This window comes from Cupriavidus phytohabitans (assembly GCF_017815025.1).
Classification (GTDB): domain Bacteria; phylum Pseudomonadota; class Gammaproteobacteria; order Burkholderiales; family Burkholderiaceae; genus Cupriavidus.
This window is the reverse complement of sequence record NZ_JAGIQB010000031.1, coordinates 64,743-87,139: the sequence shown is the minus strand read 5'-3', so window position 1 is coordinate 87,139 and position 22,397 is coordinate 64,743. Positions and strand designations below refer to the sequence as shown.

Genomic DNA, 22,397 nt, shown 5'->3' with positions numbered 1-22,397 from the left:
TATTTCTCCCCTCTCCCGCAGGCAGGAGAGGGGAGCAAATCTTCGGGACGCGAACGCTAGCGGGCAACCATCAGCGCCAGCTGCTGCAAGCCATCCCACGGCTCAGCCGGCAATGGCGCGCTGCCCGGTGGGGGCAGGTCCTGCAGGCCCTTGACCTGGCGGTCCAGCCGCGCGGCCAGCGCCAGCGCCGCTTCCAGCCGTGGCAGCTGCAGCCGCTGCGCGGCCTGCGGCACCAGCCGCTCGCGCGGGCCCCAGACGCGCAGTTCGCGCATCAGCACGCCCGCCGGCTTGCCGGCCGCAAGGCCTTGCCGGACCTTGGATAATACGCGAATTTCCTCGGTCAGCGCCCACAGCACCAGCACCGTGGCCTCGCCCTCGCCGCGCAGCCCTTCGAGCATGCGCACCAGCCGCGGCACGTCGCCCGACAGCATCGCCTCGGACAGCTTGAATACGTCGTAGCGGGCCACGTTCAGCACCGCGTCGTGGACCTGGTCGAAGCTCAGTTCGCCCGGCGGGTACAGCAGCCCCAGCTTCTGGATTTCCTGGTGCGCCGCCAGCAGGTTGCCCTCGACCTTGTCGGCGATGAATTGCAGCGCGCGCCGGCCCGGCTCGCCGCCCTCGACCCGCTGCTGCTGCAGCGCCAGCCGCTCGCCGACCCAGGCCGGCAGCCGGGTGCGGTCCACCGTGTCGACCTTGATCGACACGCCCGCGCCTTCCAGCGCCTGGAACCACGCCGACTTGGAAGTGGCGAAATCCAGCCGCGGCAGCGTCACCAGCAGCACCACGTCCGGCGACGGCTGTGCCGCCACCGCGCGCAGCGCTTCGCCGCCATCCTTGCCGGGCTTGCCCGAAGGGATGCGCAGCTCGACGATCTTGCGGTCGCCGAACAGCGACATCGACTGCTGCGCCTCGACCAGCTGGCCCCAGTGGAAGCCGCGCTCGGCCACCAGCACCTCGCGCTCCGAAAACCCCGCTTCACGCGCGGCGGCGCGCAGGCGATCCACCGCCTCCAGCACCAGCAGGTGCTCGTCGCCATGCACCACGTACAGCGGCGCCAGGCCCTTGGCCTTCGCCTGCTTCAGGTGCGCGTCGAGCCCGTCGAGCTTGAGTTGCATGCCGTAAATCTGCCCCGCTCAGATGGCCTTGACCGCTGCCAGCCGGCGCATCAGCTGCTGCACGATATCGCGCTGCATGTCGCGGTACAGCTGCTGCTCTTCGTAGTCCTTGGCCAGCGTGTTGGCTTCGTTGTAGGTCAGGTCGCGCGTCAGCACCAGCTGCGACGGCGCGATCAGTTCCTTGCCGGCGGCATCGCGCAGGCGGAAGGTGAAGCGCTGCGTCAGGCGGTATTCGCGCACCACGCCTTCGGTCGTGATCGACAGGATGGACTTGGTGCGGGTGTCCTGCAGCACGTCCAGCAGCGCGTCAGCCTCTTTCTGGTCGGCCACCACCTGGGTGTCGGAGCCGCCGCGGATGGCGCGGCGCAGGTCCGCGCCCATCAGCGAGTTGGGCGGAATCCCGATATAGAGCCGCTTGAACGCGAAGTCCGAATTGCCGCGCAGATGGAAGCCGCAGCCGGCCAGCAGGCCCGTTGCCGGCACCGCCAGCATCGCCGCGAGCACCTTGCGGCGGCCCATGTTCAGTCGCTTCATTCTTGGCGATTCCTCAGTCAGGTTCCGGGCCGCTGACCCGTTACAGCACCACGTTCACCAGCCGGCCCGGCACCACCACGATCTTCTTGGGCGCCTTGCCTTCGGCAAACTTGGCCACGGTCTCGCAGCCGGCGGCCGCCGCCTCGATCGCGGCGCGGTCGGCGCTGGCCGGCACGGTGATACTGCCGCGCACCTTGCCGTTGATCTGCAGCACCAGCTCGATCTCGCTGCGCACCAGCGCGGCTTCATCGACCTGCGGCCACGGCGCGTCGAGCAGGTCGCCGGATTCGGCGGCGAAGCCCAGCTGGTCCCAGAGGCCGTGGGTGATGTGCGGCACCACCGGGTACAGCACGCGTAGCAGGATGCCGAAGCACTCGCGGCGCGCGGCCGGCGAAGCGGTCTTGGCGTCTTCTAGCGCGTTCAGCATCTTCATCGTGGCCGAAACCACGGTGTTGTACTGGATGCGCTGGTAGTCGTAGTTAGCCTGCTTGAGCACGCCGTGGATCTCGCGGCGCAGCCCGGCGTCATCGGCCGTGATGGCGCTGCCGGCGCCATCGCGCAGCGCGGCGGCGCTGGCATAGCCGTAGTTCCACACGCGGCGCAGGAAGCGCGAGGCGCCCTCCACGCCCGAGCCGCTCCACTCAAGCTGCTGCTCGGGCGGCGCGGCGAACATCACGAACAGGCGTGCGGTATCGGCGCCGTACTGGTCGATCAGCGCCTGCGGGTCGATGCCGTTGTTCTTGGACTTCGACATCTTCTCGATGCCGCCGATCACCACCGGCTGGCCGTCGGCCTTCAGCGTGGCGCCCACCGGGCGGCCGCGCTCGTCGGTCTGCACGTCGACGTCGGCCGGGTTGTACCAGTGCTTCTTGCCCGAGGCGTCTTCGCGGTAGAAGGTCTCGTTCAGCACCATGCCCTGCGTCAGCAGGTTGGTGAAGGGCTCGTCGAACTTGACCAGGCCCAGGTCGCGCATGACCTTGGTCCAGAAGCGCGCGTACAGCAGGTGCAGGATCGCGTGCTCGATGCCGCCGATGTACTGGTCCATCGGCATCCAGTAGTCGTTGCGGGCATCGACCATGGTGGCCGCGTCCGGGCAGGTATAGCGCATGTAGTACCAGCACGAATCGATGAAGGTATCCATCGTGTCGGTCTCGCGGCGCGCGGGCTTGCCACACGACGGGCAGGTGCACTGCAGGAAGCGCGGATCCTTGGCCAGCGGGTTGCCGGTGCCGTCCGGCACCAGGTCTTCGGGCAGCACCACCGGCAGGTCCTGTTCAGGCACCGGCACCACGCCGCAGCTGTCGCAGTGGATCAGCGGGATCGGCGTGCCCCAGTAGCGCTGGCGCGAGATGCCCCAGTCGCGCAGGCGCCAGGTGGTCTTCTTCTCGCCCAGGCCCATGGCGCCCAGGTCGGCGGCGATGGCTTCCACCGCGGCCTGATAGCCGAGGCCATCGTACTTGCCGCTGTGGATGCAGGTGCCGTTTTCCTTGTCGCCGTACCATTCCTGCCAGGCTTCGGTCGAGTACGGCTGGCCCTTCACGTCGATCACTTGCTTGATCGGCAGGTTGTACTTGTTGGCGAAGGCAAAGTCGCGCTCGTCATGCGCGGGCACGCCCATCACGGCGCCGTCGCCGTAGCTCATCAGCACGTAGTTGCCGACCCACACGTCGACCTTTTCGCCGGTCAGCGGGTGCACGACCTGCAGGCCGGTCGGCATGCCCTTCTTCTCCATGGTCGCCATGTCGGCTTCCATGACCGAGCCGTGCTTGCATTCGTCGATGAAGGCAGCCAGCTCGGGATTGTTCAGCGCGGCGTGCGTGGCCAGCGGGTGCTCGGCGGCGACCGCGCAGAAGGTCACGCCCATGATGGTGTCGGCGCGCGTGGTGAAGACGTAGAGCTTGCCGTCGTTGATCGGCTTGCCATCCTCGCCCGGGATGTCATGGGTGAAGGCGAAGCGCACGCCCACGCTCTTGCCGATCCAGTTCTGCTGCATCACCTTGACGCGCTCGGGCCAGCCCAGGCCATCCAGGTCGCCCAGCAGTTCCTCCGCATACTCGGTGATGCGCAGGTAGTACATCGGGATCTCGCGCTTTTCCACCACCGCGCCCGAGCGCCAGCCGCGGCCGTCGATGACCTGCTCGTTGGCCAGCACGGTCTGGTCGACCGGATCCCAGTTGACGGTGCCGGTCTTGCGGTAGGCAATGCCCTTTTCCAGCATCTTCAGGAACAGCCACTGGTTCCAGCGGTAGTAGTCCGGGCTGCAGGTGGCGACCTCGCGCGACCAGTCGATCGCCAGGCCCATCGACTGCATCTGCTTCTTCATGTAAGCGATGTTGTCGTAGGTCCAGGCAGCCGGCGCCACGCCGTTGTTCAGTGCGGCGTTTTCCGCCGGCATGCCGAAGGCGTCCCAGCCCATCGGCATCAGCACGTTGTTGCCGTTCATGCGCAGGTAGCGCGCCATCACGTCGTTGATGGTGTAGTTGCGCACGTGGCCCATGTGCAGCTTGCCCGACGGGTATGGGAGCATCGAGCAGGCATAGAACTTGGGCTTTTCCTTGCCGTCGGGGCCCGCTGCATGCTCCGACACGCGGTAGGCGTCGATGGCTTGCCAGTGCTGCTGGGCGGCTTGTTCAACGGCGGAAGGAAGGTATTTGTCTTGCATGGTCGGGACAGCAGTCAGGGCAACGATCAGGGCAGCGTCTGCGCGGCAACTGGCCTGCCGGCAGCCGGGGAAGCGTTGGAATGTAGGCGGCGGGCGCCCGTCTGGGCGCCCGTCCGGCGAGCAATGCTAAAGCAATCGATTATAACCGTGGCGACAGCCCTGGCCGCCCCGGGGCGCCTTACTTCAGGCCCAGCACGTCCTGCATGTCGAACAGGCCATTGGGCTTGTCGGCCAGGAAACGGGCCGAACGCACGGCACCGTCGGCATACGACTGGCGGCTGGACGACTTGTGGCTGATCTCGATGCGCTCGCCGATGCCGGCAAACATCACGGTGTGGTCGCCGACGATGTCGCCGCCGCGGATGGTGGCAAAGCCGATCGAATTGGGATCGCGCTCGCCGGTATGGCCTTCGCGGGCATAGACGGCGCAGGTCTTCAGGTCGCGGCCGAGCGCATCGGCGATCACTTCACCCATCTTCAGCGCGGTGCCCGACGGGGCGTCGACCTTGAAGCGGTGATGGGCCTCGATCACTTCGATGTCGTAGGTGGACAGCAGCTTGGCCGCCACTTCCAGCAGCTTGAAGGTGGCATTGACGCCAACGCTGAAATTGGCGGCAAAGACGATGCCGATGGACCTGGCGGCCTCGGCCAGCGCGGCCTTGCCGGCATCGTCGAAGCCGGTGGTGCCTACCACCATCTTGACGCCCAGCTTCTTCGCCGCAGCCAGGTGCGCCAGCGTGCCTTCCGGACGCGTGAAGTCGATCAGGCAGTCCGCGCCGGCCAGCCCGGCTTCCACGTCGGCGGTGATCGCCACGCCGGTGTTGCGGCCCAGGAACAGGCCCGCGTCCTGGCCCAGCGCCGGCGAACCCGGCAGGTCGAGCGCGCCCGACAGCTTCACGCCCTCGGTGTTCAGCACTTGTTCGATCAGCATGCGGCCCATGCGGCCGGATGCGCCTGCGATGGCGATGTTCATGGTGTCTGGCTCAGCGGAATGTGCGCAATACGTGAAAAGTGAATAGGCCGGTCATGGCTGACCGGCCCGGAACGGATGGCAGGCCGCGGATGGCGGCTCAGTTGGCTTTGGGCGCGTCAGCGGGCGCGTCGGCGGGCGCGGTGGCCTGGGCCGGTGCAGCGGTCGGCGGCGCCTCGGCAGCAGGGGCAGCGGGCGCGGGCGTCGCCGCCGGCGCGGCAGCCGTCTCGGTCGCCTGCCGCGGCACGAAGTTTTCCACGGTGGTCTGCGGCTCGGGCTGGGCGGCGGCCGTGCTGCTGGTGGAGACCTTGCCCGGAGTCTGGTCCTTCAGCGCCTTCTTCATGCCGTCGATCTCGGCGATCAGCTCGTACTCGGACGGCAGCTCGTCACCGCCAAACTTGACCAGCTGGTCGCCCTCGAAGAAGACCGTGTAGCGGCGCTGCTGCACCACGGCGGTATTGCCGCGGCGGAACGAGAACACGTAGTCCCAGCGGTTGGCGTGGAACACATCGGTCAGCAGCGGCGTGCCGAGCAGGAACTTGACCTGCTCGCGCGTCATGCCTGCGCGCAGTTGCGAAGCGGCTTCGCGCGACACGAAATTGCCCTGCACGATATTGATCCGGTACGGCGTGATGGCGTTGGCTACCTTGCGCGAGGTGGAATCGTAGGCCGAGCAGGCGCCGGCCAGCAGAGCCGCGGCCAGCAGGGAGACAACCAGCGTCGGGCGCATGGCGGACGAACGGGTATAACGCATGTATCTCGCTTCCGGGAGGGAAAGGGAAAGTACGGAAAGTACCGCGGGAGACCAGCGCAGCAAGCGCTGCAAGAGCCGGTTACACCACATGCGCACGGAGCGCCTGCCGCGGCAACCACATGGGGCCGACCGCAAATGCCTGAGGCGCGTTGCCCACATGGGACATGGCACCGCGGGCGACTTTTGCTGTCAAAACCCTTATGATTCAACTATCCAGACATTGTACTCTAGGGAGTCACGCCCATGCCGAGTCCGGCGGACCTCAAGAATATCGGCCTGAAGGCGACGGTGCCCAGGCTGAAGATTCTTGAAATTTTTCAGACCAGCGAACAGCGGCACCTGAGCGCGGAAGACGTCTACCGTATCCTGCTGAACGAGCATATGGATATCGGCCTCGCCACCGTCTACCGCGTGCTGACCCAGTTCGAACAGGCAGGCCTGCTGTCGCGCAACAATTTTGAATCCGGCAAGGCCATTTTCGAACTCAACGAAGGCAAGCACCACGACCACCTGGTGTGCCTCGATTGCGGCCGCGTCGAAGAATTCTTCGATTCCGAAATCGAGCATCGCCAGCAAAGCATTGCGCGCGAGCGCGGCTTTGCCCTGCAGGAACACGCACTGTCGCTGTACGGCAACTGCACTAAAACCGACTGTCCCCACAGACCCAAACGATAAGCCGGCGCACGCACCGCGTAGCGCATCCGGCAGAAAAACAAAAACCGGCGCCAGGCGCCGGTTTTTTTATGGGGTGTGCCGGTTCAGGGCTCACGCAGCGATTGCAGGTCTTCTCCGGCAACCACGCGCGACGGGCGCGACGCCGAGAGGCCGACAAACTCGGCCACCACCTGGCGGAACAGGTTGCGCGCCCATACCAGCATCGGATGGGTGTTGCGGCTGCGGTGCCAGAACATGTTCAGGCCGACCGTGGTGTTGAGTTCCGCCGGCAGCGGGAACGCCTTCAGGCCGTAGGTTTCGCAGGCCATGTCCTTGGTCAGCGCATTGACGGTGAAGACCATGTCGGTCTGCGCGGCCATCTCGGCCTGGGCCCGCCACGAATGCACCGTCAGTGTCGCATTGCGCTTGAGGCCGCGCTGCTGCAGCGCGTAGTCGAGCGGGATCAGCGACGGCGCCGGACGGCCCGCGCCGCCGGAATGCGCCATGAAGATATGGCCGCAGTCCAGGTATTGCTCGAGCGTGCAATGGTTCTTCAGCACCGGATGGTTCTTGCGCGCGCACACCCACAGGTTCAGCGACGTCACCATTTCCTCGACGATTTCCGGATGCCGGGTCGGGAACGGGGAGAACGCCAGGTCCAGCTCATTGGCGCGCATCGAGGCCACGTCGGCTTCCCAGGAATGGGACTCGACCAGCTTGATATGCAGGTCCGGCGCCAGTTGCTTGATGCGCAGCACGAAGCGGTTGAAGACCGTGTCGCCCAGCTCGGCGGCAAAACCGATGCTCAGCGTGCCGGTGGCCACCGCGGGATCGAAATTGTCGGCGTCGCCTTCGTTGATCGACGACCACAGGTCCAGCATGTCGCGGATCTTGGGGCCCAGCTCCAGCGCGCGGGGGGTGGGCGTCAGGCCGTGGGGGACTCGGATGAAGAGCGGATCGTCAAAGATCTCGCGCAACCGGCCCAGCGAATGCGATACGGCTGGCGCGGTCATATGCATCTTCTCCGCGACGTAGGTCGCGTTTCGCTTACTCAGCAGCTCGGTGAAGATCACTAAAAGCTTTGTGTCTACGTTCACCATGATCAGGCCCAGGTCAGATTTTTCTTAGCAAAGATGGCCCCACCACTTGCACTGGCTGCACATCAGAGTTCAACGGCATCTTGCTAGTGTAAGAGGAAAAAACAAGCTCGGAAAGCAAATTCGGCATTTTCGGAGCGACGAACCCTGTCATATTTCTGCAAAATAAGGCCGTTTTTATGAAGTTGGCCTCATATACGCCCAACTTCAGTGCAACGGCAGACCCTCGTGCATCAGGGTATATTCGCTGTCGCCATCCCATTTTTGTCATTCTTTTCCCAGGGCGCGGACGCGTCCGCCATCATGCCTGACTCCCGAACCGACCATTCCCGCCTTCCAGTCGAACTGCCCAAGGCCTACCGCCTTCTCAACCACGGCCCGACGGTGCTGGTCAGCGCGGCCGCGGGCGGCAAGCGCAATATCATGGCTGCCGCCTGGGCCATGCCGCTCGATTTCGCGCCGCCCAAGGTCGCGGTGGTGCTGGACAAGAGCACCTGGACCCGGCGCCTGCTGGAAGAGAGCGGGGAATTCGTGCTGCAGGTGCCTACTGTCAGCCAGGTCGACCTGACCGAGGCACTGGGCTCCAGCTCCGGCCTGGCCCTGCTGGAGCAGGAAGGTACCGACAAGTTCGATGCCTATGGGCTGGGCAGCTTTGCCGGGACAGTCGTCGGCGCGCCGCTGCTGGAAGGTTGCGCAGCCTGGCTCGAATGCAAGCTCTTGCCGGAGCCCGCGACGCAGCAGACCTATGACCTGTTCCTCGGCGAAGTGGTCGCAGCGCATGCGGATTCGCGCGTATTCAGCAACGGGCGCTGGCATTTCGAGGGCCACGACGCGCTGCGCACCATCCACCATGTCGCCGGCGGCCACTTCCTGGTGGACGGCGCGGCCGTCGACGCGCGCCCGCTGGCGCCGCGCCAGGCCGGCTGAACGACCGCTTGTGCCCAAAGAAAAACGCGCCCGAAGGCGCGTTTTTCTTTACTGCAAGGACAGCCGGATTACTTGGCCACCACGCGTGCCATCTCCAGGCACTTGTTCGAGTAGCCCCACTCGTTGTCGTACCAGCTCACGACCTTGATGAAGGTGCCGTCCAGCGCAATGCCGGCTTCGGCGTCGAAGATCGAGGTGCGTGCGTCGCCGCGGAAGTCGGTGGCGACAACCTTGTCTTCGGTGTAGCCCAGCACGCCCTTCAGCGCGCCCTCGCTCTGGGCCTTCATCTCGGCGCAGATTTCTTGGTACGAAGCGGACTTTTCCAGCTCGACGGTCAGGTCAACCACCGACACGTCCGAGGTCGGCACGCGGAACGACATGCCGGTCAGCTTCTTGTTCAGCTGCGGAATCACCACGCCCACGGCCTTGGCGGCACCGGTCGACGACGGGATGATGTTTTCCAGGATGCCGCGGCCGCCGCGCCAGTCCTTGTTGGACGGGCCGTCAACGGTCTTCTGCGTGGCGGTGGCAGCGTGCACCGTGGTCATCAGGCCACGCTTGATGCCCCACTTGTCGTTCAGCACCTTGGCCACCGGGGCCAGGCAGTTGGTGGTGCAGCTGGCGTTCGAGATGATCGCCTCGCCCTTGTACGTTTCGTGGTTCACGCCGTACACGAACATCGGGGTGTCGCCCTTCGACGGAGCCGACATGATCACCTTCTTGGCGCCCGCGTCGATGTGCTTCTGCGCGCCTTCCTTGGTCAGGAAGATGCCGGTCGACTCGATTACCACGTCGGCGCCGACTTCGCCCCACTTCAGCTCGGCCGGATCCTTGACGGCGGTCAGGCGGATCTTCTTGCCGTTGACGACCAGCGTGTTGCCGTCGACCGACACTTCGCCGTCAAAGCGGCCGTGCACCGAGTCGTACTTCAGCATGTAGGCCAGGTAGTCGGGCTCGAGCAGGTCGTTGATGGCAACGACTTCGATATCCTTGAAGTTGGCGGCGGCGGCGCGGAACACCATGCGCCCGATGCGGCCGAAGCCGTTGATGCCGATCTTGATGGTCATGACTGTCTCTCCTGAGGATCGATGAAAACCGGTGGGCGCCGCTGCTGCCGCGCGGCGCACCGCGCGGTTCCAGCGCCCGGATGCTTAGATAAGGGTGTCTTTCACCGTACGCACGACATTGTCGACGGTGAAGCCGAAGTGCTTGAACAGCACGCCGGCCGGCGCCGATTCGCCGAAGGTGTCGATGCCCACTACCGCTTGGACCTGGTACTTCCACCAGAAGTCCGTCACGCCCGCCTCGACCGCCACGCGCGGTACGCCGGCCGGCAGCACGCTGGCCTTGTAGGCGGTGTCCTGCTTGTCGAACACGGTGGTCGCCGGGACCGACACCACGCGCACATGCACGCCTTCCGCAGCCAGCGCGTCCGCCGCGCCAACCGCCAGGCCCACTTCCGAGCCGGTTGCCATGATCACGGCGTCCGGACGGCCGGTCCCGGCGTTGACGCTGTCGCGCAGCACGTAGCCGCCGCGTGCGATATTGGCGCGGGTGGCGTCGTCGCGTTGCTGGAACGGCAGGTTCTGGCGGCTGAAGATCAGGCAGCTCGGACCGTTCTCGCGGCGGATTGCCTCGGCCCAGGCCACGGCGGTCTCGGTGGTGTCGGCGGTACGCCAGACGTCCATGTTGGGGATCAGGCGCAGGCTGGCGACGTGCTCGATCGACTGGTGCGTCGGGCCATCTTCGCCCAGGCCGATCGAGTCGTGGGTGAACACGAACAGCGAGCGGATCTTCATCAGCGCCGCCATGCGCAGCGCATTGCGGCTGTAATCCGAGAAGGTCAGGAAGGTCGCGCCGTAGGGGATGTAGCCACCATGCAGCGTGATGCCGTTCATGACGGCGCTCATGCCGAACTCGCGCACGCCGTAGTTGATGTGGTTGCCCCAGGCATCCACGCGCACGGCCTTGCTGCCGGACCAGTTGGTCAGGTTCGAGCCGGTCAGGTCAGCCGAGCCGCCGAGGAACTCGGGCAGCACCGGGCCGAAGGCCTCGATGGTGTTCTGGCTGGCCTTGCGGGTGGCGATGGTCTCGGCCTTTTCCTCGCACTTGGCGATGAAGGCTTCGACGGCGGCGTCGAACGAACCCGGCAGCTCGCCCTTCATGCGGCGGGTGAACTCGCCGGCTTCATACCGGTGGCGCTCGGCATAGGCGTCGAACAGCGCGGTCCAGGCACGCTCCAGCGCCTGGCCGTTGGCCTTGGCGTCCCAGGCGTCATAGACGTCGGCCGGCACCTCGAACGGGGCGTGGGCCCAGCCCAGCGCCTCGCGCGTGGCCAGCACTTCGGCGCCGCCCAGCGGCGCGCCGTGCACGTCGTGGCCGCCTTCCTTGTTGGGCGCACCCTTGCCGATCTTGGTGCGGCAGCAGATCAGGGTCGGCTTGTCGCTGGCCTTGGCCTGCGAGATTGCCAGGTCGACGGCGGTGACGTCATGGCCGTCGATGCCGCGGATCACGTTCCAGCCGTAGGCCTCGAAGCGCTTCGGGGTGTCGTCGTTGAACCAGTGCACGACGTCACCATCGATCGAGATGCCGTTGTCGTCCCACAGCGCAATCAGCTTGTTCAGCTTCAGCGTACCGGCCAGCGAGCAGGCCTCGTGCGAGATGCCTTCCATCAGGCAGCCGTCGCCCAGGAAGACGTAGGTGTGGTGGTTGACGATATCGAAACCGGGGCGGTTGAATTCTTCGCCCAGCAGGCGTTCGGCCAGCGCCATGCCGACCGCGTTGGTGATGCCCTGGCCGAGCGGACCGGTGGTGGTCTCCACGCCCGGCGTGATGCCGTATTCGGGGTGGCCGGCGGTCTTGCTGTGCAGCTGGCGGAAGTTCTTCAGCTCTTCGACCGGCAGGTCATAGCCGCTCAGGTGCAGCAGCGCGTAGATCAGCATCGAGCCGTGGCCGTTTGACAGCACGAAGCGGTCACGATCGGCCCACTGCGGGTTGGCCGGGTTGTGCTTCAGGTGCCGGCCCCACAGCGCCACGGCGATATCCGCCATGCCCATCGGCGCACCGGGGTGGCCGGAATTGGCCTGCTGGACGGCGTCCATGGCAAGCACGCGGATGGCATCGGCCATCAGCTTGGCGGGCTGGGAAGCAAAGGGACTCGTTGCGGGATGGGCTAGGGCGGACATTCGGGCGGTCTTGGACGTGAGCTTGGACGCGGGCGGGCGTGAGCCTGTCGGCGGGAAAACCGCAATTTTAGCAGAAGCTAAGGGGTTTTCCGGACTCCCGGACACCGGTGGCGGGCATGCCTCGGGGATCACCCGCGGGCCGGGGGCGGCCGCTGCACTGCGCTTCGACAGCGCCGCGCCACGCGCGTAAGATGCACACTCGCACCGCGCGGCCCGGCTTGGCGACAGACGAGCGACAGGCCGCGCCGGGTTTCCCGCATGACAGGAGACGATCATGAGCAGACCGGCCAACACCCCCTGGCTCACCCCCTACCTGACCGTCGCCAACGGGCGCGCCGCGCTGGATTTCTACAGCCGCGCCTTCGGCTTTGCCGCCGGCAACGTGGTCGATGAAAACGGCGTGCCGACCCACGCCGAAATGCACTACCAGGGCGATCTGGTGGTGATGTTCGCACCCGAAGGCGCCTGGGGCAGCACCGCGCGCACGCCCCGCTCGCTGGGGGTGGAATGCCCACAAACCTTCTATGTCTACTGCGACGATGTCGACGCCATGCACCAGCGCGCGGTCGACGCCGGCGCGGTCAGCCTGATGGCCCCCGCCGACCAGTTCTGGGGAGACCGCTACTGCATGGTCGAGGATCCGGACGGCTACCGCTGGGGCTTCGGCAAGCCGCTGGATCCGAACAGGGGCAAGGCAAGCTGATGGCTCCGCGTTTCTTTGTCGGCGGCACGGACACGATCCTGGCCGCCGAAGCCGAATTTCCCCTCCCCGAACCGGTGGTACGCCACGCCCAGGTGCTGCGCCTGGCGCCCGGCGACGCCATCACGCTGTTCGACGGGCGCGGCGGCAGCCATGCCGCCACCCTGCTCGAGCTGGGCAAGCGCCATGCCCTGGCCCGCATCGGCGCACACGACGCCGCCGAGGCCGAGCCGCCCTTCCGCGTCACGCTGGCGCAAGGGCTGGCCGGTGGCGACAAGATGGACTGGCTGATCGAGAAAGCGGTCGAGCTCGGCGTCGCCGCGATCCAGCCGCTGCAGGCCAACCGCTCGGTGGTGCGCCTCACCGGTGACCGCGCGCACAAACGCCAGGCGCACTGGCAGGCGCTGGTGCAGGCCGCCTGCGAACAATGCGGGCGCAATCGCTTGCCCGCCGTGGCCCCGGTCGCTAACTTTGAAACGTGGCTGGCGCAGTCGGGCGGCAGCGGCGCCGGCGCAAGGCTGCTGGTGTCGCCGCGTGCAGAGCAGTCGCTGCCGGCCTATGTGGCAGGGCGCCGCGACGCCCTGCTTGCCGATGGCGTCACGCTGCTGATCGGCCCCGAAGGCGGCCTGTCGCCGGACGAAGAGCGCGTGGCACTGCAGGCAGGCTTCACCGGCGTGTCGCTCGGCCCGCGCATCCTGCGCACCGAGACGGCCGGGCTGGTCTGCCTTTCCACGCTCAACGCCTTGCTTGGCGGATTCTGACGGCGGCGGCCATCCGGCCAGCGCCAACCTTGACTGAAGGAGTCGACCATGGGACTACTCGATAGCGTGCTGGGCGGCGTGCTCGGACAACTGGGCAATGCCCGCGGCGAAGACGGCAGCGCCGGCGGGCTCAATCCGAAGCTGATGATGGCGCTAGGCCTGCTGGCGATGCTGGCCATGCGCAACCGTGGCCAGGAAAGCGGCTCCGCAGCGCCGGTCGACGATGGGCTGGGCGGGCTGGGCAGCCTGGGCGGACTGCTGGGCGGCATGATCGGAGGCAATGCCAGCGCGCCCGGCGCCACGGGCGGGCTCGACCTGGGTTCCCTGCTCGGCGGGCTGCTGGGCGGCCAGGGCGGCGCCCCGGCCAACAGCCAGGCGCTGGGCGCCGCCGCCGGCGGCATCGGCGCGCTGCAGCAGATCCTGGCGCAGGCCGGGCTGGGCGAGCAGGTGGATTCGTGGATCAGCACCGGCGCCAACCAGCCGGTCACCCCGTCGGCGCTGAGCGACGCGCTCGGCGGCACCGGGGCGCTGGACTCGCTCGCGCAGTCCACCGGGATGTCGCAGGAAGACGTGGCGGCGCAACTGAGTGAAGGGCTGCCCGAGCTGATCGACCGGCTGACGCCGCACGGGCATGTCCCTGCGCAGGAGTAAGGCGCCAGGTGCGTGCCAGGCGCCACCAAGCAAAAAGCCCGCAATTGCGGGCTTTTTGCTTGGTACGGAATGGAATCTGAACGGAGCCGGCGCTCAGGCGAACGAGTAGAACACCCGGAACTGCACCTTGCGCTCGCCCCAGAACTCGGCAGCGTCGCGGAACACGTCCAGCAGCACTTCGCGCCCTTCCTTGTCGAACTTCTGCGCGATCGGCAGGCCTTCCAGCACGATCACGAAACCTGGCTGCGGGCCAGCCTTGTAGATCAGGTCGGTCAGGCAGTCCGCCAGCGCATCGAAGTTCTTGCCGAAATGCTTGGGGAAGATAAATGACGTTGCGATCGTTTCCAGGACCTCGGCCTTGCTGGCGCAATGCGCGCAGTTGGCATACAGGAAATGCTGGCCGAGATCCGCGGCCGCCTGGGCCAGCTCGGGCACGCGGAAGGCGCGGATCGACTGGACGATGTTCGGACGCACCGTCTTGAACAGGTTCATGGCCCCCTCGCTGGTGCCGTCAGCCCAGCCGGCACCGGCCGGCATGGCCACGGGCGCGTTCGCGGGCGGGAGTTTGTGCGTGAGCTCATGGCGCTGCGGCATCGTCAGCACGTTGTCGTAAAGGTTCTGGGCCTGCTGCTGAGCCCGCTGCCAGCCATCTCCGGCGCCGCGCTCTTCGCGGGCGGCAAGGGCGTCGCCCAATCCGAAAATGTCAGTCATCATTTGAGTATCCGTTTGAAGCTGTTGTAGTGGTCTTCCGTGTAGTAACAATCGTTGGCAGCGCGCTGTTCCCCGCCGCATACGATCCGCCTGGGTCCCCGGTTCCGGCATCTGGCGCTCTTTACCGTGTACTCGCGGTAGTACCCGCGTTCTTGTTGTGGCAGGAGGCGTTCGTAGTTGCCGAACCTGGTTCCGTCCTTGTCATACGGGAATGGGCCGCCGGCTTCGATGCGCTCCAGGGTCTGCCGTGCTTCGTTGGGCAACTGCTGCACCGCAATGGTTCCCATGCCTTCGGTCTGCGCCTGGCGCGCCAGCGCGGGCTGCGCCAGGGCCAGCACCAGCGCCGCGCCGGTCATCGACCGGGCCAGCATCCGTGCTGCCTGCTGCATCAAAGGTACTTGGGAAACCACGTTGCTTGTCTAGGTTGAACCGGAAAATCGAGCCTGCCGCTGTTTGGGTAGACGATCTGCCCGGGCCACCCTGGCCGGCAACCTCGCGCGCCTTGCCGTGCACGCGCCGGGTACCAACCGCACCGGGGCGCTCATGGCGAGCGCCTGTATCAAAGGCGTAAGGTTACGCGGATGCACGCAATTAATCAATCCCGGCGCCGGCGCAGCGGGAATTCTTCAATTGTTTCAATATGTTAAGCGTATGTGTGCGCATACTAACCGTTGTCGCCAGGCAAAGAAAAAGCCGGGCGAACCCGGCTTTTCCGTAACGCGCGCAAGGCAGGCGGCTTAACGCTTGGCAGCAGCGTCCACCACCACCAGCGAGGTCATGTTGACGATACGCCGCACCGTCGCGGACGGCGTCAGGATGTGCACCGGCGCCTTCACGCCCAGCAGGATCGGGCCGATCGCCACGTTGTTGCCCGCGGCAACCTTGAGCAGGTTGTACGAGATATTGGCGGCGTCGATGTTCGGGCACACCAGCAGGTTGGCTTCGCCCTGCAGCGTGCTATCCGGCACCAGCTGGTCGCGCAACTTCTGGTCGAGCGCGCTGTCGCCGTGCATTTCACCGTCGACTTCCAGTTCCGGCGCCTGTTCGCGCAGGATGGCGAGCGTATCGCGCATCTTGCGGGCCGAGGGGGCCTCGGACGTGCCGAAGTTCGAATGCGACAGCAGGCCGACCTTGGGCTCGATACCGAAGCGCTTGAGTTCGTCGGCGGCCATCAGCGTGATCGCGGCCAGTTCTTCGGCGGTCGGGTCGACGTTGACGTGCGTGTCCACCAGGAAGATCTGGCGACCCGGCAGCACCAGGCCGTTCATGGCGGCGTAGACCTTGCCGGTCCCGCCCAGCACCTGGTCGATGTAGCGCAGGTGCGCCGCGGTGGTGCTGACGGTGCCGCAGATCATGCCGTCGGCCTCGCCCTGTTTGACCAGCATGGCGCCGATCAGCGTGGTGCGGCGGCGCAGTTCCAGCTTGGCGTACTGGGGCGTGATGCCCTGGCGCGCCATCATGCGGTAATACGCGTCGGAGTAGTCGCGGAAGCGCTCGTCGTGCTCGGGGTTGACCACGGTGAAGTCGACGCCGGCGCGCAGGCGCAGGCCGAAGCGCTCGATGCGGTGCTGCAGCACGGCCGGGCGGCCGATCAGGATCGGGTTGGCCAGCTTTTCATCGACGATCACCTGCACGGCGCGCAGCACGCGCTCTTCTTCGCCCTCGGCAAAGACGATGCGCTTCTTTTCCATCTCGACCTTGCGCGCGGCGGCGTAGATCGGCTTCATCAGCGTGCCCGAGTGGTACACGAACTGCTGCAGCTGCAGGCGGTAGGCGTCCATGTCCTCGATCGGACGGGCGGCCACGCCCGACTTCATCGCGGCTTCGGCCACTGCCGGGGCCACCTTGACGATCAGGCGCGGATCGAACGGCTTCGGGATCAGGTATTCCGGGCCGAACGACAGGTCCTGGATGCCATAGGCGCTGGCAACGATGTCGCTCTGCTCTTGGCGCGCCAGTTCAGCCAACGCGTTGGCGGCGGCGATTTCCATCTCGCGCGTGATGGTGGTGGCGCCGCAATCCAGCGCACCGCGGAAGATGAACGGGAAGCACAGGACGTTGTTGACCTGGTTCGGGTAGTCGGTACGGCCGGTGGCCATCAGCGCGTCCGGCCGCACTTCCTTGACCAGCTCGGGCGCGATTTCCGGATTCGGGTTGGCCAGTGCCAGCACCAGCGGCTTGTCAGCCATGCGCTGGACCATGTCCTGCTTGAGCACGCCCGCGGCGGACAGACCCAGGAAGATGTCGGCGCCGTCGATGACTTCGCCCAGCTTGCGCTTGTCAGTTTTCTGCGAGAAACGGGCCTTCTCCGGGTCCATCAGCTCGGTACGGCCCTCATAGACCACGCCAGCCAGGTCGGTCACCCAGATGTTTTCGATGGGCAGGCCGATGTCGACCAGCAGGTCCAGGCATGCCAGCGCGGCGGCGCCGGCGCCCGAGGCGACCAGCTTGACCTTCTTGATGTCCTTGCCGACCACCTTCAGGCCGTTGATGATGGCGGCGGTCACCACGATCGCGGTGCCGTGCTGGTCGTCGTGGAAGACGGGAATCTTCATCTTCTCGCGCAGCTTGCGCTCGACGTAGAAGCACTCCGGTGCCTTGATGTCTTCCAGGTTGATGCCGCCGAAGGTGGGCTCCAGCGCGGCGATGATCTGGACCAGCTTTTCCGGGTCCTTCTCGTCGATTTCGATATCGAACACGTCGATACCGGCAAACTTCTTGAACAGGCCGCCCTTGCCTTCCATCACGGGCTTGGAGGCCGCGGCGCCGATGTCGCCCAGGCCGAGCACGGCGGTGCCGTTGGTGATCACCGCGACGAGGTTGCCGCGCGCGGTGTAGCGGAAGGAATTGGCCGGGTCGACCACGATCTCTTCACAGGCCGCGGCCACGCCCGGGGAGTAGGCCAGCGCCAGGTCGCGCTGGTTCGACAGCGGCTTGGTCGGGGTGACGGAAATCTTGCCGGGGGTCGGAAACTCGTGGTACTCGAGCGCCGCTTTGCGCAGCGCCTCACGCTGCTGCTGTTTCAGATCGTCTTGGGACGGGGACTGCTGAGGGCTGGTCATCGGCGCATTTTCCAATCGGTGGAGCCGTCATTGACTTGGCGGGGACGATCGGCGGACCGGCTCCACGTGCCCGCCCTTCTCTTCCTTTGGAACCCAACATTTTATATTGTGAAATACTATTTCACAATAAGCCTTTTGCTTGGGGCACCTTTGCTATTCAGTACAATATGCCCCATCCAATGGGCCAACACCAGCAAGCGTAGCGCCGTCCGGCCCATGGCCGGTGAGTCGCTGCGGTCATGGCTGTCATGCGCGGCAGTATCTTGCTGAAACGCTGCCGCCGCCGCATCCTGATGCGCCCTTCCGAGCCCTTCCGTCCCTCCGGTGCCCGCCGGCCGGGCAAACACCTTTCCACTGCCAGCACTTCCAGCTCGCCGCGATGTCCGACGCCCAGCCCGCCCAGCTTTCCGAGTTCGACCTGATCCGCCGCTACTTCACCAGGCCGGTGCACAAAGCCGCACTCGGCGTGGGCGACGACTGCGCGCTGATCGAAGGCCGCCCGGGGCACTACCTCGCCATCAGCACCGACATGCTGGTCAGCGGCCGCCATTTCTTCGCGGACGTGGCCCCGCGCGCGCTTGGCCACAAGGCACTGGCGGTCAACCTGTCCGACCTCGCCGCGATGGGTGCCGAGCCGCGCGCCTTCACGCTCGCCCTGGCCCTGCCCGAGGCCGACCCGGCATGGCTGGCCGAACTGGCCGACGGCATGCTGGCCCTGGCCGACGCCCACGGCTGCGAGCTGGTCGGCGGCGACACCACGCGCGGCCCGCTGACGCTGTCGCTGACCGTTTTCGGCGATGTCCCGCACCGCGCCGCGCTGCGCCGCGACGCGGCACGTCCGGGCGACGATATCTGGATCTCCGGCACGCTTGGCGACGCACGCCTGGCATTGGGCGACTGCCGTGGCGAATGGCTGCTGCCCGAACCCGACTTCACCCAGGTACGCCCGCGCATGGATACGCCGACGCCGCGCGTGGCGCTGGGCATGGCGCTCCGGGGTGTGGCGCATGCGGCACTAGATATCTCCGACGGCCTGATCGGCGACCTCGGCCATATCCTGGCACGCTCGCAGGTGGGTGCACTGATCGATGTCGACGCGCTGCCGCGCTCGGCGGTGCTGGCCAGTCAGCCGGAAGCGATCCAGCGCGAATGCACGCTGGCCGGGGGCGACGACTACGAGCTGTGCTTCACCGCCCCGGCGGGCAACCGCGACGCTCTCGCCGCGATCAGCGAGCGACTGGCGCTGCCGCTCACGCGCGTCGGCACGATCACGCCGGAGCCGGGCCTGCGCCTGGTCGACCATGCCGGCAACCCGACCCGCTACACCGGCGCCAGCTTCGACCACTTCGCCTCCTCCTGACACCGGGGCACAGGCGTGTCATGATGCCGGCATCGGCGCGCCGCGCGGGAACGGGAGTCCCGCCTGCCACATAGCAGCCACAGTAGCAAGCCGGCCATAACCATAAGCAGCATCCGCATCACACGAGCCAACCTTGATGTCCACCATCCCCTCCGGGGCCGCCCCCCGCGACCCCGCCATGACCCTGGAAGCCGGCCAGACCGTCAAGGTCACGCGCCCGACGGCGCGCTTCATGCTGGCCCATCCGGCCCACCTGATCGCCTTCGGCCTCGGCTCGGGCCTGTCTCCGGTCAGCCCCGGAACGGTCGGCACGCTCTACGCGTGGCTGTCGTTCGTGGTGGTGTCGCTGTGGATCGAGCCGACCACCTGGCTGTGGATCATCGCCGGCGGCTTCCTGGTGGGCCTGTGGGCCTGCGCCAGGACCGCCCGCGACATGGGCTTGCATGACCACGGCAGCATGGTCTGGGACGAGATCATCGCGTTCTGGCTGGTGCTGGCCTTTGTCACGCCGACCGGATTCTGGGGGCAGTTCGCCGCCTTCCTGTGGTTCCGGCTGTTCGATATCGCCAAGCCCGCGCCGATCGCCTACTACGACCGCACGCTCAAGGGCCCCGGCCTGCGCGGCGGCTTCGGCGTAATGTTCGACGATATCTTCGCGGCCTTCTACACGCTGCTGGTGTTCGCGCTGTGGCGCTCGTTCTGAGCCCGACCCTTTCCAACAAATCCCCGAGTCCATCATGTCAGTCAGCCGCCTGCTCGACCAGCTTGCCGTCCAGTCCGGCGTCGCCCTTGCCGACAAATCCCTGATGCTGGCCACCGCCGAGTCCTGTACCGGCGGGCTGGTCGCCGCCGCCATCACCGATGTGTCGGGTTCGTCCGGCTGGTTCGAGCGCGGCTTTGTCACCTATTCCAACGAAGCCAAGTCGACGATGCTGGGCGTGCCGGCCAAGCTGATCCGCGACCACGGCGCGGTCAGCGAAGAGGTTGCGCGCGCGATGGCGGAAGGGGCGCTGCTGAACAGCCGCGCGCAGGTTTCGCTGTCGATCACCGGTGTGGCCGGACCCAACGGCGGCACGCCGGAAAAGCCGGTGGGCATGGTGTGTTTCGGCTGGAGCAACCGCATCACCACCATCGTGGAAACCCAGCGCTTCCCGGGCGACCGGGCGCAGATCCGCCGGCAGGCGGCAGAGCACGCGATGCGGGGCTTGCTGGAGCTGTTGCGCAACGAGGCCTGAGTCCGCTGCCATCGGCATCCCACGCCGCCAACAAAAAACCGCGCCAGGCTGGCGCGGTTTTTTTGTCCTGCCGCGTGCGGCAATCAGCCGTGGCGGTAGCGGTTGATGGTCTCCCGCGTCTGCAGCGCGACATTGCGCGCCGCAGACGCGAAATCCTTATCGCTGCTGGCATACAGGATCGCCCGCGACGAGTTGATCATCATGCCGGTGCCATCCGCGGTACGCCCGGCCTTGACCGTTGCCTCGATATCGCCGCCCTGCGCGCCGATGCCCGGGATCAGCAGCGGCATGTCGCCGACGATCTGGCGCACGCGCGCGATTTCGTTGGGGAAGGTGGCGCCCACAACCAGGCCCATCTGGCCGGTGGTGTTCCAGCGCTCGCGCGCAGCCTCGGCCACCAGCTGGTACAGCGGCTTGCCATCGACCTGCAGGAACTGCACGTCGGAGCCACCCGGGTTGGAAGTGCGGCACAGCACGATCACGCCGCGATCCGGGTAGGCAAGGTACGGCTGCATCGAATCGAAGCCCATGTAGGGGCTGACCGTGACCGCATCGGCCTTGTAGCGCTCGAACGCTTCCAGCGCATAGTGCTCGGCGGTCGAGCCGATATCGCCGCGCTTGGCGTCCAGGATCACCGGGATGCCAGGGTGGGCGTCGTGGATGTAGTGGATCAGCTGCTCGAGCTGGTCTTCGGCACGCTGCGAATGGAAATACGCGATCTGCGGCTTGAAGGCGCAGACCAGGTCGGCGGTGGCGTCGACGATCTCGCGGCAGAACGAGAATATCGCGCCGCCCGCTCCGGTCAGCGACAGCGGCAGCTTTTGCGGATCAGGATCGAGCCCGACGCAGAGTAGGGAATCGTTGCGCTGCCAGGCGCCAGCAAGCTGCTCGGTGAAAGTCATGGGATGCTCGAAATATCCTGGTGGCGCCGGCGCCTCATGGAACCTCAAAGTCCCGGGCCGGCACGGTTGGCCGCAGCGGCGTGAAAACCTTTCATCCCTGCAGCATATGTCGTTTCCGGCAATTTTACCCGCTGCGTGCTATCGTTTTGCGCTTCCTCTCAAAACAAAGAGCGGCATCGCGCACAGCCGCCCTGCAGTATGTCTCTCGATCGCCGCGGTATTTTCCTGCTCGTCGTCCTCACCCTGGCCTGGGGCATCAACTGGCCCATCATGAAGGTCGGCGTGGCGCACTTCCCCCCGATGGGTTTCCGCCTGCTGTGCATGGCCGGCGGCGTGGCCGCGCTTGGCCTGGCATTGCGCCTGCGCGGCGATTCGCTGGCGGTGCCGCGGCGCGAATGGGGCACGGTGTTCCGCCTCGCCCTGCCCAACATGGTGGTGTGGCACCTGTTCGCGATCTGCGCGGTCAAGATGCTGTCGTCGGGGCGTGCCGCCATTCTTGGCTACACCATGCCGATCTGGGCCGTGGTGTGGGGCCTGGTCTTCTTCCGCGAACGCATCGGTGGCTTTGCCTGGGTCGGCATCGCCTGCGCGCTGGCGGGCACGGTGCTGCTGCTGTCGGGCGAGATCAGCGCGCTGACCGGCAGCCCCGCCGGCACGCTGCTGATGCTGCTTGCCGCCGCCGGCTGGGGCTTCGGCACCCAGCTGATGAAGCGTACCCAGACCGACGTGCCAATCGGCGCCATGACCTTCTGGATGCTGCTGGCGACCCTGCCCTTCCTGCTCGCCGGCACGCTGCTGCTGGAGCACGGCTGGCGCATGCCGACCGCCGTCGAATGGGGCGCGATCGCCTACAACGCGGTGGTGGTCTTTGCCTTCTGCCACCTGGTGTGGTTCGGCCTGGCGCGCAGCCTGCCGCCGGTGGTGTCGAGCCTGTCGATCATGTTCATCCCGGTGGTCGGCGTGTTCTCGGGCATGTGGCTGCTGGGCGAGCAGCCGCACTGGCAGGACTACGCCGCCATCGTGCTGATGTTCATGTCGCTGTCCTCGGTGATGCTGGTGCCGCTGTTGTGGCGCCGGCTGCGCGGTGCCATGGGCTGAGGCTGCCGGCCGGGGGCGG

21 protein-coding genes are annotated in these 22,397 nt (G+C 66.4%); 9 read left to right on the top strand and 12 right to left on the bottom strand.

What is annotated here, in order from left to right:
* Nucleotides 1–56: 56 nt before the first annotated feature.
* The 5 genes from holA to J8I34_RS21180 all read right to left on the bottom strand — a co-directional run bounded on the left by holA (nucleotide 57) and on the right by J8I34_RS21180 (nucleotide 6,035).
* Entirely contained in the window at nucleotides 57–1,115 is a 1,059-nt protein-coding gene (holA, locus tag J8I34_RS21200) for a DNA polymerase III subunit delta (RefSeq protein ID WP_209806905.1), read from the bottom strand.
* An 18-nt stretch (nucleotides 1,116–1,133) separates the two neighbouring features.
* Nucleotides 1,134–1,649, bottom strand: a complete 516-nt coding sequence (locus tag J8I34_RS21195) for an LPS-assembly lipoprotein LptE (RefSeq protein ID WP_029047839.1) — start codon at nucleotides 1,647–1,649, stop codon at nucleotides 1,134–1,136.
* A 40-nt stretch (nucleotides 1,650–1,689) separates the two neighbouring features.
* Complete coding sequence (gene leuS / locus J8I34_RS21190) at nucleotides 1,690–4,311, bottom strand: leucine--tRNA ligase (protein ID WP_209806904.1); 2,622 nt, start codon at nucleotides 4,309–4,311, stop codon at nucleotides 1,690–1,692.
* Between the two features lie 178 nt (nucleotides 4,312–4,489).
* Complete coding sequence (dapB, locus tag J8I34_RS21185) at nucleotides 4,490–5,284, bottom strand: 4-hydroxy-tetrahydrodipicolinate reductase (RefSeq protein WP_209774177.1); 795 nt, start codon at nucleotides 5,282–5,284, stop codon at nucleotides 4,490–4,492.
* 97 nt (nucleotides 5,285–5,381) lie between these two features.
* Nucleotides 5,382–6,035, bottom strand: a complete 654-nt coding sequence (locus J8I34_RS21180; RefSeq protein WP_209774178.1) for an outer membrane protein assembly factor BamE — start codon at nucleotides 6,033–6,035, stop codon at nucleotides 5,382–5,384.
* Between the two features lie 243 nt (nucleotides 6,036–6,278).
* Here J8I34_RS21180 and fur point away from each other — a divergent pair, with 243 nt between their 5' ends.
* Nucleotides 6,279–6,710, top strand: coding sequence for a ferric iron uptake transcriptional regulator (fur, locus tag J8I34_RS21175; RefSeq protein WP_029047842.1), 432 nt, complete (start codon nucleotides 6,279–6,281; stop codon nucleotides 6,708–6,710).
* A gap of 83 nt (nucleotides 6,711–6,793) precedes the next feature.
* Here fur and J8I34_RS21170 read toward each other — a convergent pair whose 3' ends face one another.
* Complete coding sequence (locus tag J8I34_RS21170; protein ID WP_209806903.1) at nucleotides 6,794–7,789, bottom strand: LysR family transcriptional regulator; 996 nt, start codon at nucleotides 7,787–7,789, stop codon at nucleotides 6,794–6,796.
* Between the two features lie 300 nt (nucleotides 7,790–8,089).
* On the opposite strand from J8I34_RS21170, the gene J8I34_RS21165 reads away from it, so the two are divergent.
* Nucleotides 8,090–8,713: a flavin reductase family protein gene (locus J8I34_RS21165; protein ID WP_209774179.1), complete on the top strand. Its 624-nt coding sequence runs from the start codon at nucleotides 8,090–8,092 to the stop codon at nucleotides 8,711–8,713.
* Nucleotides 8,714–8,781: 68 nt separating this feature from the next.
* On the opposite strand, the gene gap is transcribed toward J8I34_RS21165, so the two are convergent.
* Nucleotides 8,782–9,780 (bottom strand): type I glyceraldehyde-3-phosphate dehydrogenase, encoded by a 999-nt coding sequence (gene gap, locus J8I34_RS21160; protein WP_209806902.1) that lies wholly within the window; start codon nucleotides 9,778–9,780, stop codon nucleotides 8,782–8,784.
* Between the two features lie 84 nt (nucleotides 9,781–9,864).
* Nucleotides 9,865–11,898 (bottom strand): transketolase, encoded by a 2,034-nt coding sequence (gene tkt, locus J8I34_RS21155; RefSeq protein ID WP_209806901.1) that lies wholly within the window; start codon nucleotides 11,896–11,898, stop codon nucleotides 9,865–9,867.
* Nucleotides 11,899–12,172: 274 nt separating this feature from the next.
* Here tkt and J8I34_RS21150 point away from each other — a divergent pair, with 274 nt between their 5' ends.
* Genes J8I34_RS21150 through J8I34_RS21140 form a run of 3 tightly spaced genes read left to right on the top strand, consistent with a single transcriptional unit; the run spans nucleotide 12,173 to nucleotide 14,010 of the window.
* Nucleotides 12,173–12,601 (top strand): VOC family protein, encoded by a 429-nt coding sequence (locus J8I34_RS21150; RefSeq protein WP_029047847.1) that lies wholly within the window; start codon nucleotides 12,173–12,175, stop codon nucleotides 12,599–12,601.
* Entirely contained in the window at nucleotides 12,601–13,359 is a 759-nt protein-coding gene (locus tag J8I34_RS21145) for a 16S rRNA (uracil(1498)-N(3))-methyltransferase (protein ID WP_209806900.1), read from the top strand. Before J8I34_RS21150 ends, J8I34_RS21145 begins: the two co-directional genes overlap by 1 nt.
* A 48-nt stretch (nucleotides 13,360–13,407) precedes the next feature.
* Nucleotides 13,408–14,010: a YidB family protein gene (locus J8I34_RS21140; RefSeq protein ID WP_029047849.1), complete on the top strand. Its 603-nt coding sequence runs from the start codon at nucleotides 13,408–13,410 to the stop codon at nucleotides 14,008–14,010.
* A gap of 93 nt (nucleotides 14,011–14,103) precedes the next feature.
* Here J8I34_RS21140 and J8I34_RS21135 read toward each other — a convergent pair whose 3' ends face one another.
* The 3 genes from J8I34_RS21135 to J8I34_RS21125 all read right to left on the bottom strand — a co-directional run bounded on the left by J8I34_RS21135 (nucleotide 14,104) and on the right by J8I34_RS21125 (nucleotide 17,783).
* Complete coding sequence (locus J8I34_RS21135; RefSeq protein ID WP_209806899.1) at nucleotides 14,104–14,724, bottom strand: barstar family protein; 621 nt, start codon at nucleotides 14,722–14,724, stop codon at nucleotides 14,104–14,106.
* Complete coding sequence (locus J8I34_RS21130; protein ID WP_209806912.1) at nucleotides 14,721–15,092, bottom strand: guanyl-specific ribonuclease; 372 nt, start codon at nucleotides 15,090–15,092, stop codon at nucleotides 14,721–14,723. Before J8I34_RS21130 ends, J8I34_RS21135 begins: the two co-directional genes overlap by 4 nt.
* A gap of 366 nt (nucleotides 15,093–15,458) precedes the next feature.
* Nucleotides 15,459–17,783, bottom strand: coding sequence for an NADP-dependent malic enzyme (locus J8I34_RS21125; protein ID WP_029047852.1), 2,325 nt, complete (start codon nucleotides 17,781–17,783; stop codon nucleotides 15,459–15,461).
* A gap of 379 nt (nucleotides 17,784–18,162) precedes the next feature.
* Here J8I34_RS21125 and thiL point away from each other — a divergent pair, with 379 nt between their 5' ends.
* From thiL to J8I34_RS21110, 3 genes are all read left to right on the top strand, one after another.
* Nucleotides 18,163–19,143 (top strand): thiamine-phosphate kinase, encoded by a 981-nt coding sequence (gene thiL / locus J8I34_RS21120; RefSeq protein WP_029047853.1) that lies wholly within the window; start codon nucleotides 18,163–18,165, stop codon nucleotides 19,141–19,143.
* A 136-nt stretch (nucleotides 19,144–19,279) separates the two neighbouring features.
* Complete coding sequence (locus tag J8I34_RS21115; RefSeq protein WP_029047854.1) at nucleotides 19,280–19,846, top strand: phosphatidylglycerophosphatase A family protein; 567 nt, start codon at nucleotides 19,280–19,282, stop codon at nucleotides 19,844–19,846.
* Between the two features lie 34 nt (nucleotides 19,847–19,880).
* Complete coding sequence (locus J8I34_RS21110; protein WP_029047855.1) at nucleotides 19,881–20,378, top strand: CinA family protein; 498 nt, start codon at nucleotides 19,881–19,883, stop codon at nucleotides 20,376–20,378.
* An 83-nt stretch (nucleotides 20,379–20,461) separates the two neighbouring features.
* Here J8I34_RS21110 and pyrF read toward each other — a convergent pair whose 3' ends face one another.
* Entirely contained in the window at nucleotides 20,462–21,280 is an 819-nt protein-coding gene (pyrF, locus tag J8I34_RS21105) for an orotidine-5'-phosphate decarboxylase (protein WP_029047856.1), read from the bottom strand.
* 198 nt (nucleotides 21,281–21,478) lie between these two features.
* On the opposite strand from pyrF, the gene J8I34_RS21100 reads away from it, so the two are divergent.
* Nucleotides 21,479–22,378, top strand: coding sequence for a DMT family transporter (locus tag J8I34_RS21100; RefSeq protein ID WP_209774185.1), 900 nt, complete (start codon nucleotides 21,479–21,481; stop codon nucleotides 22,376–22,378).
* Nucleotides 22,379–22,397 lie beyond the last annotated feature (19 nt).

Excerpts from the sequence above, each read along its gene's own strand:
- J8I34_RS21140 (WP_029047849.1), top strand. The coding sequence starts at position 13,408 with ATGGGACTACTCGATAGCGTGCTGGGCGGCGTGCTCGGACAACTGGGC.
- pyrF (WP_029047856.1), bottom strand. The coding sequence starts at position 21,280 with ATGACTTTCACCGAGCAGCTTGCTGGCGCCTGGCAGCGCAACGATTCC.
- J8I34_RS21130 (WP_209806912.1), bottom strand. The coding sequence starts at position 15,092 with ATGCTGGCCCGGTCGATGACCGGCGCGGCGCTGGTGCTGGCCCTGGCG.
- J8I34_RS21150 (WP_029047847.1), top strand. The coding sequence starts at position 12,173 with ATGAGCAGACCGGCCAACACCCCCTGGCTCACCCCCTACCTGACCGTC.
- J8I34_RS21135 (WP_209806899.1), bottom strand. The coding sequence starts at position 14,724 with ATGATGACTGACATTTTCGGATTGGGCGACGCCCTTGCCGCCCGCGAA.
- J8I34_RS21100 (WP_209774185.1), top strand. The coding sequence starts at position 21,479 with ATGTCTCTCGATCGCCGCGGTATTTTCCTGCTCGTCGTCCTCACCCTG.
- J8I34_RS21165 (WP_209774179.1), top strand. The coding sequence starts at position 8,090 with ATGCCTGACTCCCGAACCGACCATTCCCGCCTTCCAGTCGAACTGCCC.
- J8I34_RS21145 (WP_209806900.1), top strand. The coding sequence starts at position 12,601 with ATGGCTCCGCGTTTCTTTGTCGGCGGCACGGACACGATCCTGGCCGCC.
- J8I34_RS21195 (WP_029047839.1), bottom strand. The coding sequence starts at position 1,649 with ATGAAGCGACTGAACATGGGCCGCCGCAAGGTGCTCGCGGCGATGCTG.
- J8I34_RS21110 (WP_029047855.1), top strand. The coding sequence starts at position 19,881 with ATGTCAGTCAGCCGCCTGCTCGACCAGCTTGCCGTCCAGTCCGGCGTC.
- J8I34_RS21115 (WP_029047854.1), top strand. The coding sequence starts at position 19,280 with ATGTCCACCATCCCCTCCGGGGCCGCCCCCCGCGACCCCGCCATGACC.
- J8I34_RS21180 (WP_209774178.1), bottom strand. The coding sequence starts at position 6,035 with ATGCGTTATACCCGTTCGTCCGCCATGCGCCCGACGCTGGTTGTCTCC.
- tkt (WP_209806901.1), bottom strand. The coding sequence starts at position 11,898 with ATGTCCGCCCTAGCCCATCCCGCAACGAGTCCCTTTGCTTCCCAGCCC.
- dapB (WP_209774177.1), bottom strand. The coding sequence starts at position 5,284 with ATGAACATCGCCATCGCAGGCGCATCCGGCCGCATGGGCCGCATGCTG.
- leuS (WP_209806904.1), bottom strand. The coding sequence starts at position 4,311 with ATGCAAGACAAATACCTTCCTTCCGCCGTTGAACAAGCCGCCCAGCAG.
- fur (WP_029047842.1), top strand. The coding sequence starts at position 6,279 with ATGCCGAGTCCGGCGGACCTCAAGAATATCGGCCTGAAGGCGACGGTG.
- J8I34_RS21170 (WP_209806903.1), bottom strand. The coding sequence starts at position 7,789 with ATGGTGAACGTAGACACAAAGCTTTTAGTGATCTTCACCGAGCTGCTG.
- gap (WP_209806902.1), bottom strand. The coding sequence starts at position 9,780 with ATGACCATCAAGATCGGCATCAACGGCTTCGGCCGCATCGGGCGCATG.
- thiL (WP_029047853.1), top strand. The coding sequence starts at position 18,163 with ATGTCCGACGCCCAGCCCGCCCAGCTTTCCGAGTTCGACCTGATCCGC.
- holA (WP_209806905.1), bottom strand. The coding sequence starts at position 1,115 with ATGCAACTCAAGCTCGACGGGCTCGACGCGCACCTGAAGCAGGCGAAG.
- J8I34_RS21125 (WP_029047852.1), bottom strand. The coding sequence starts at position 17,783 with ATGACCAGCCCTCAGCAGTCCCCGTCCCAAGACGATCTGAAACAGCAG.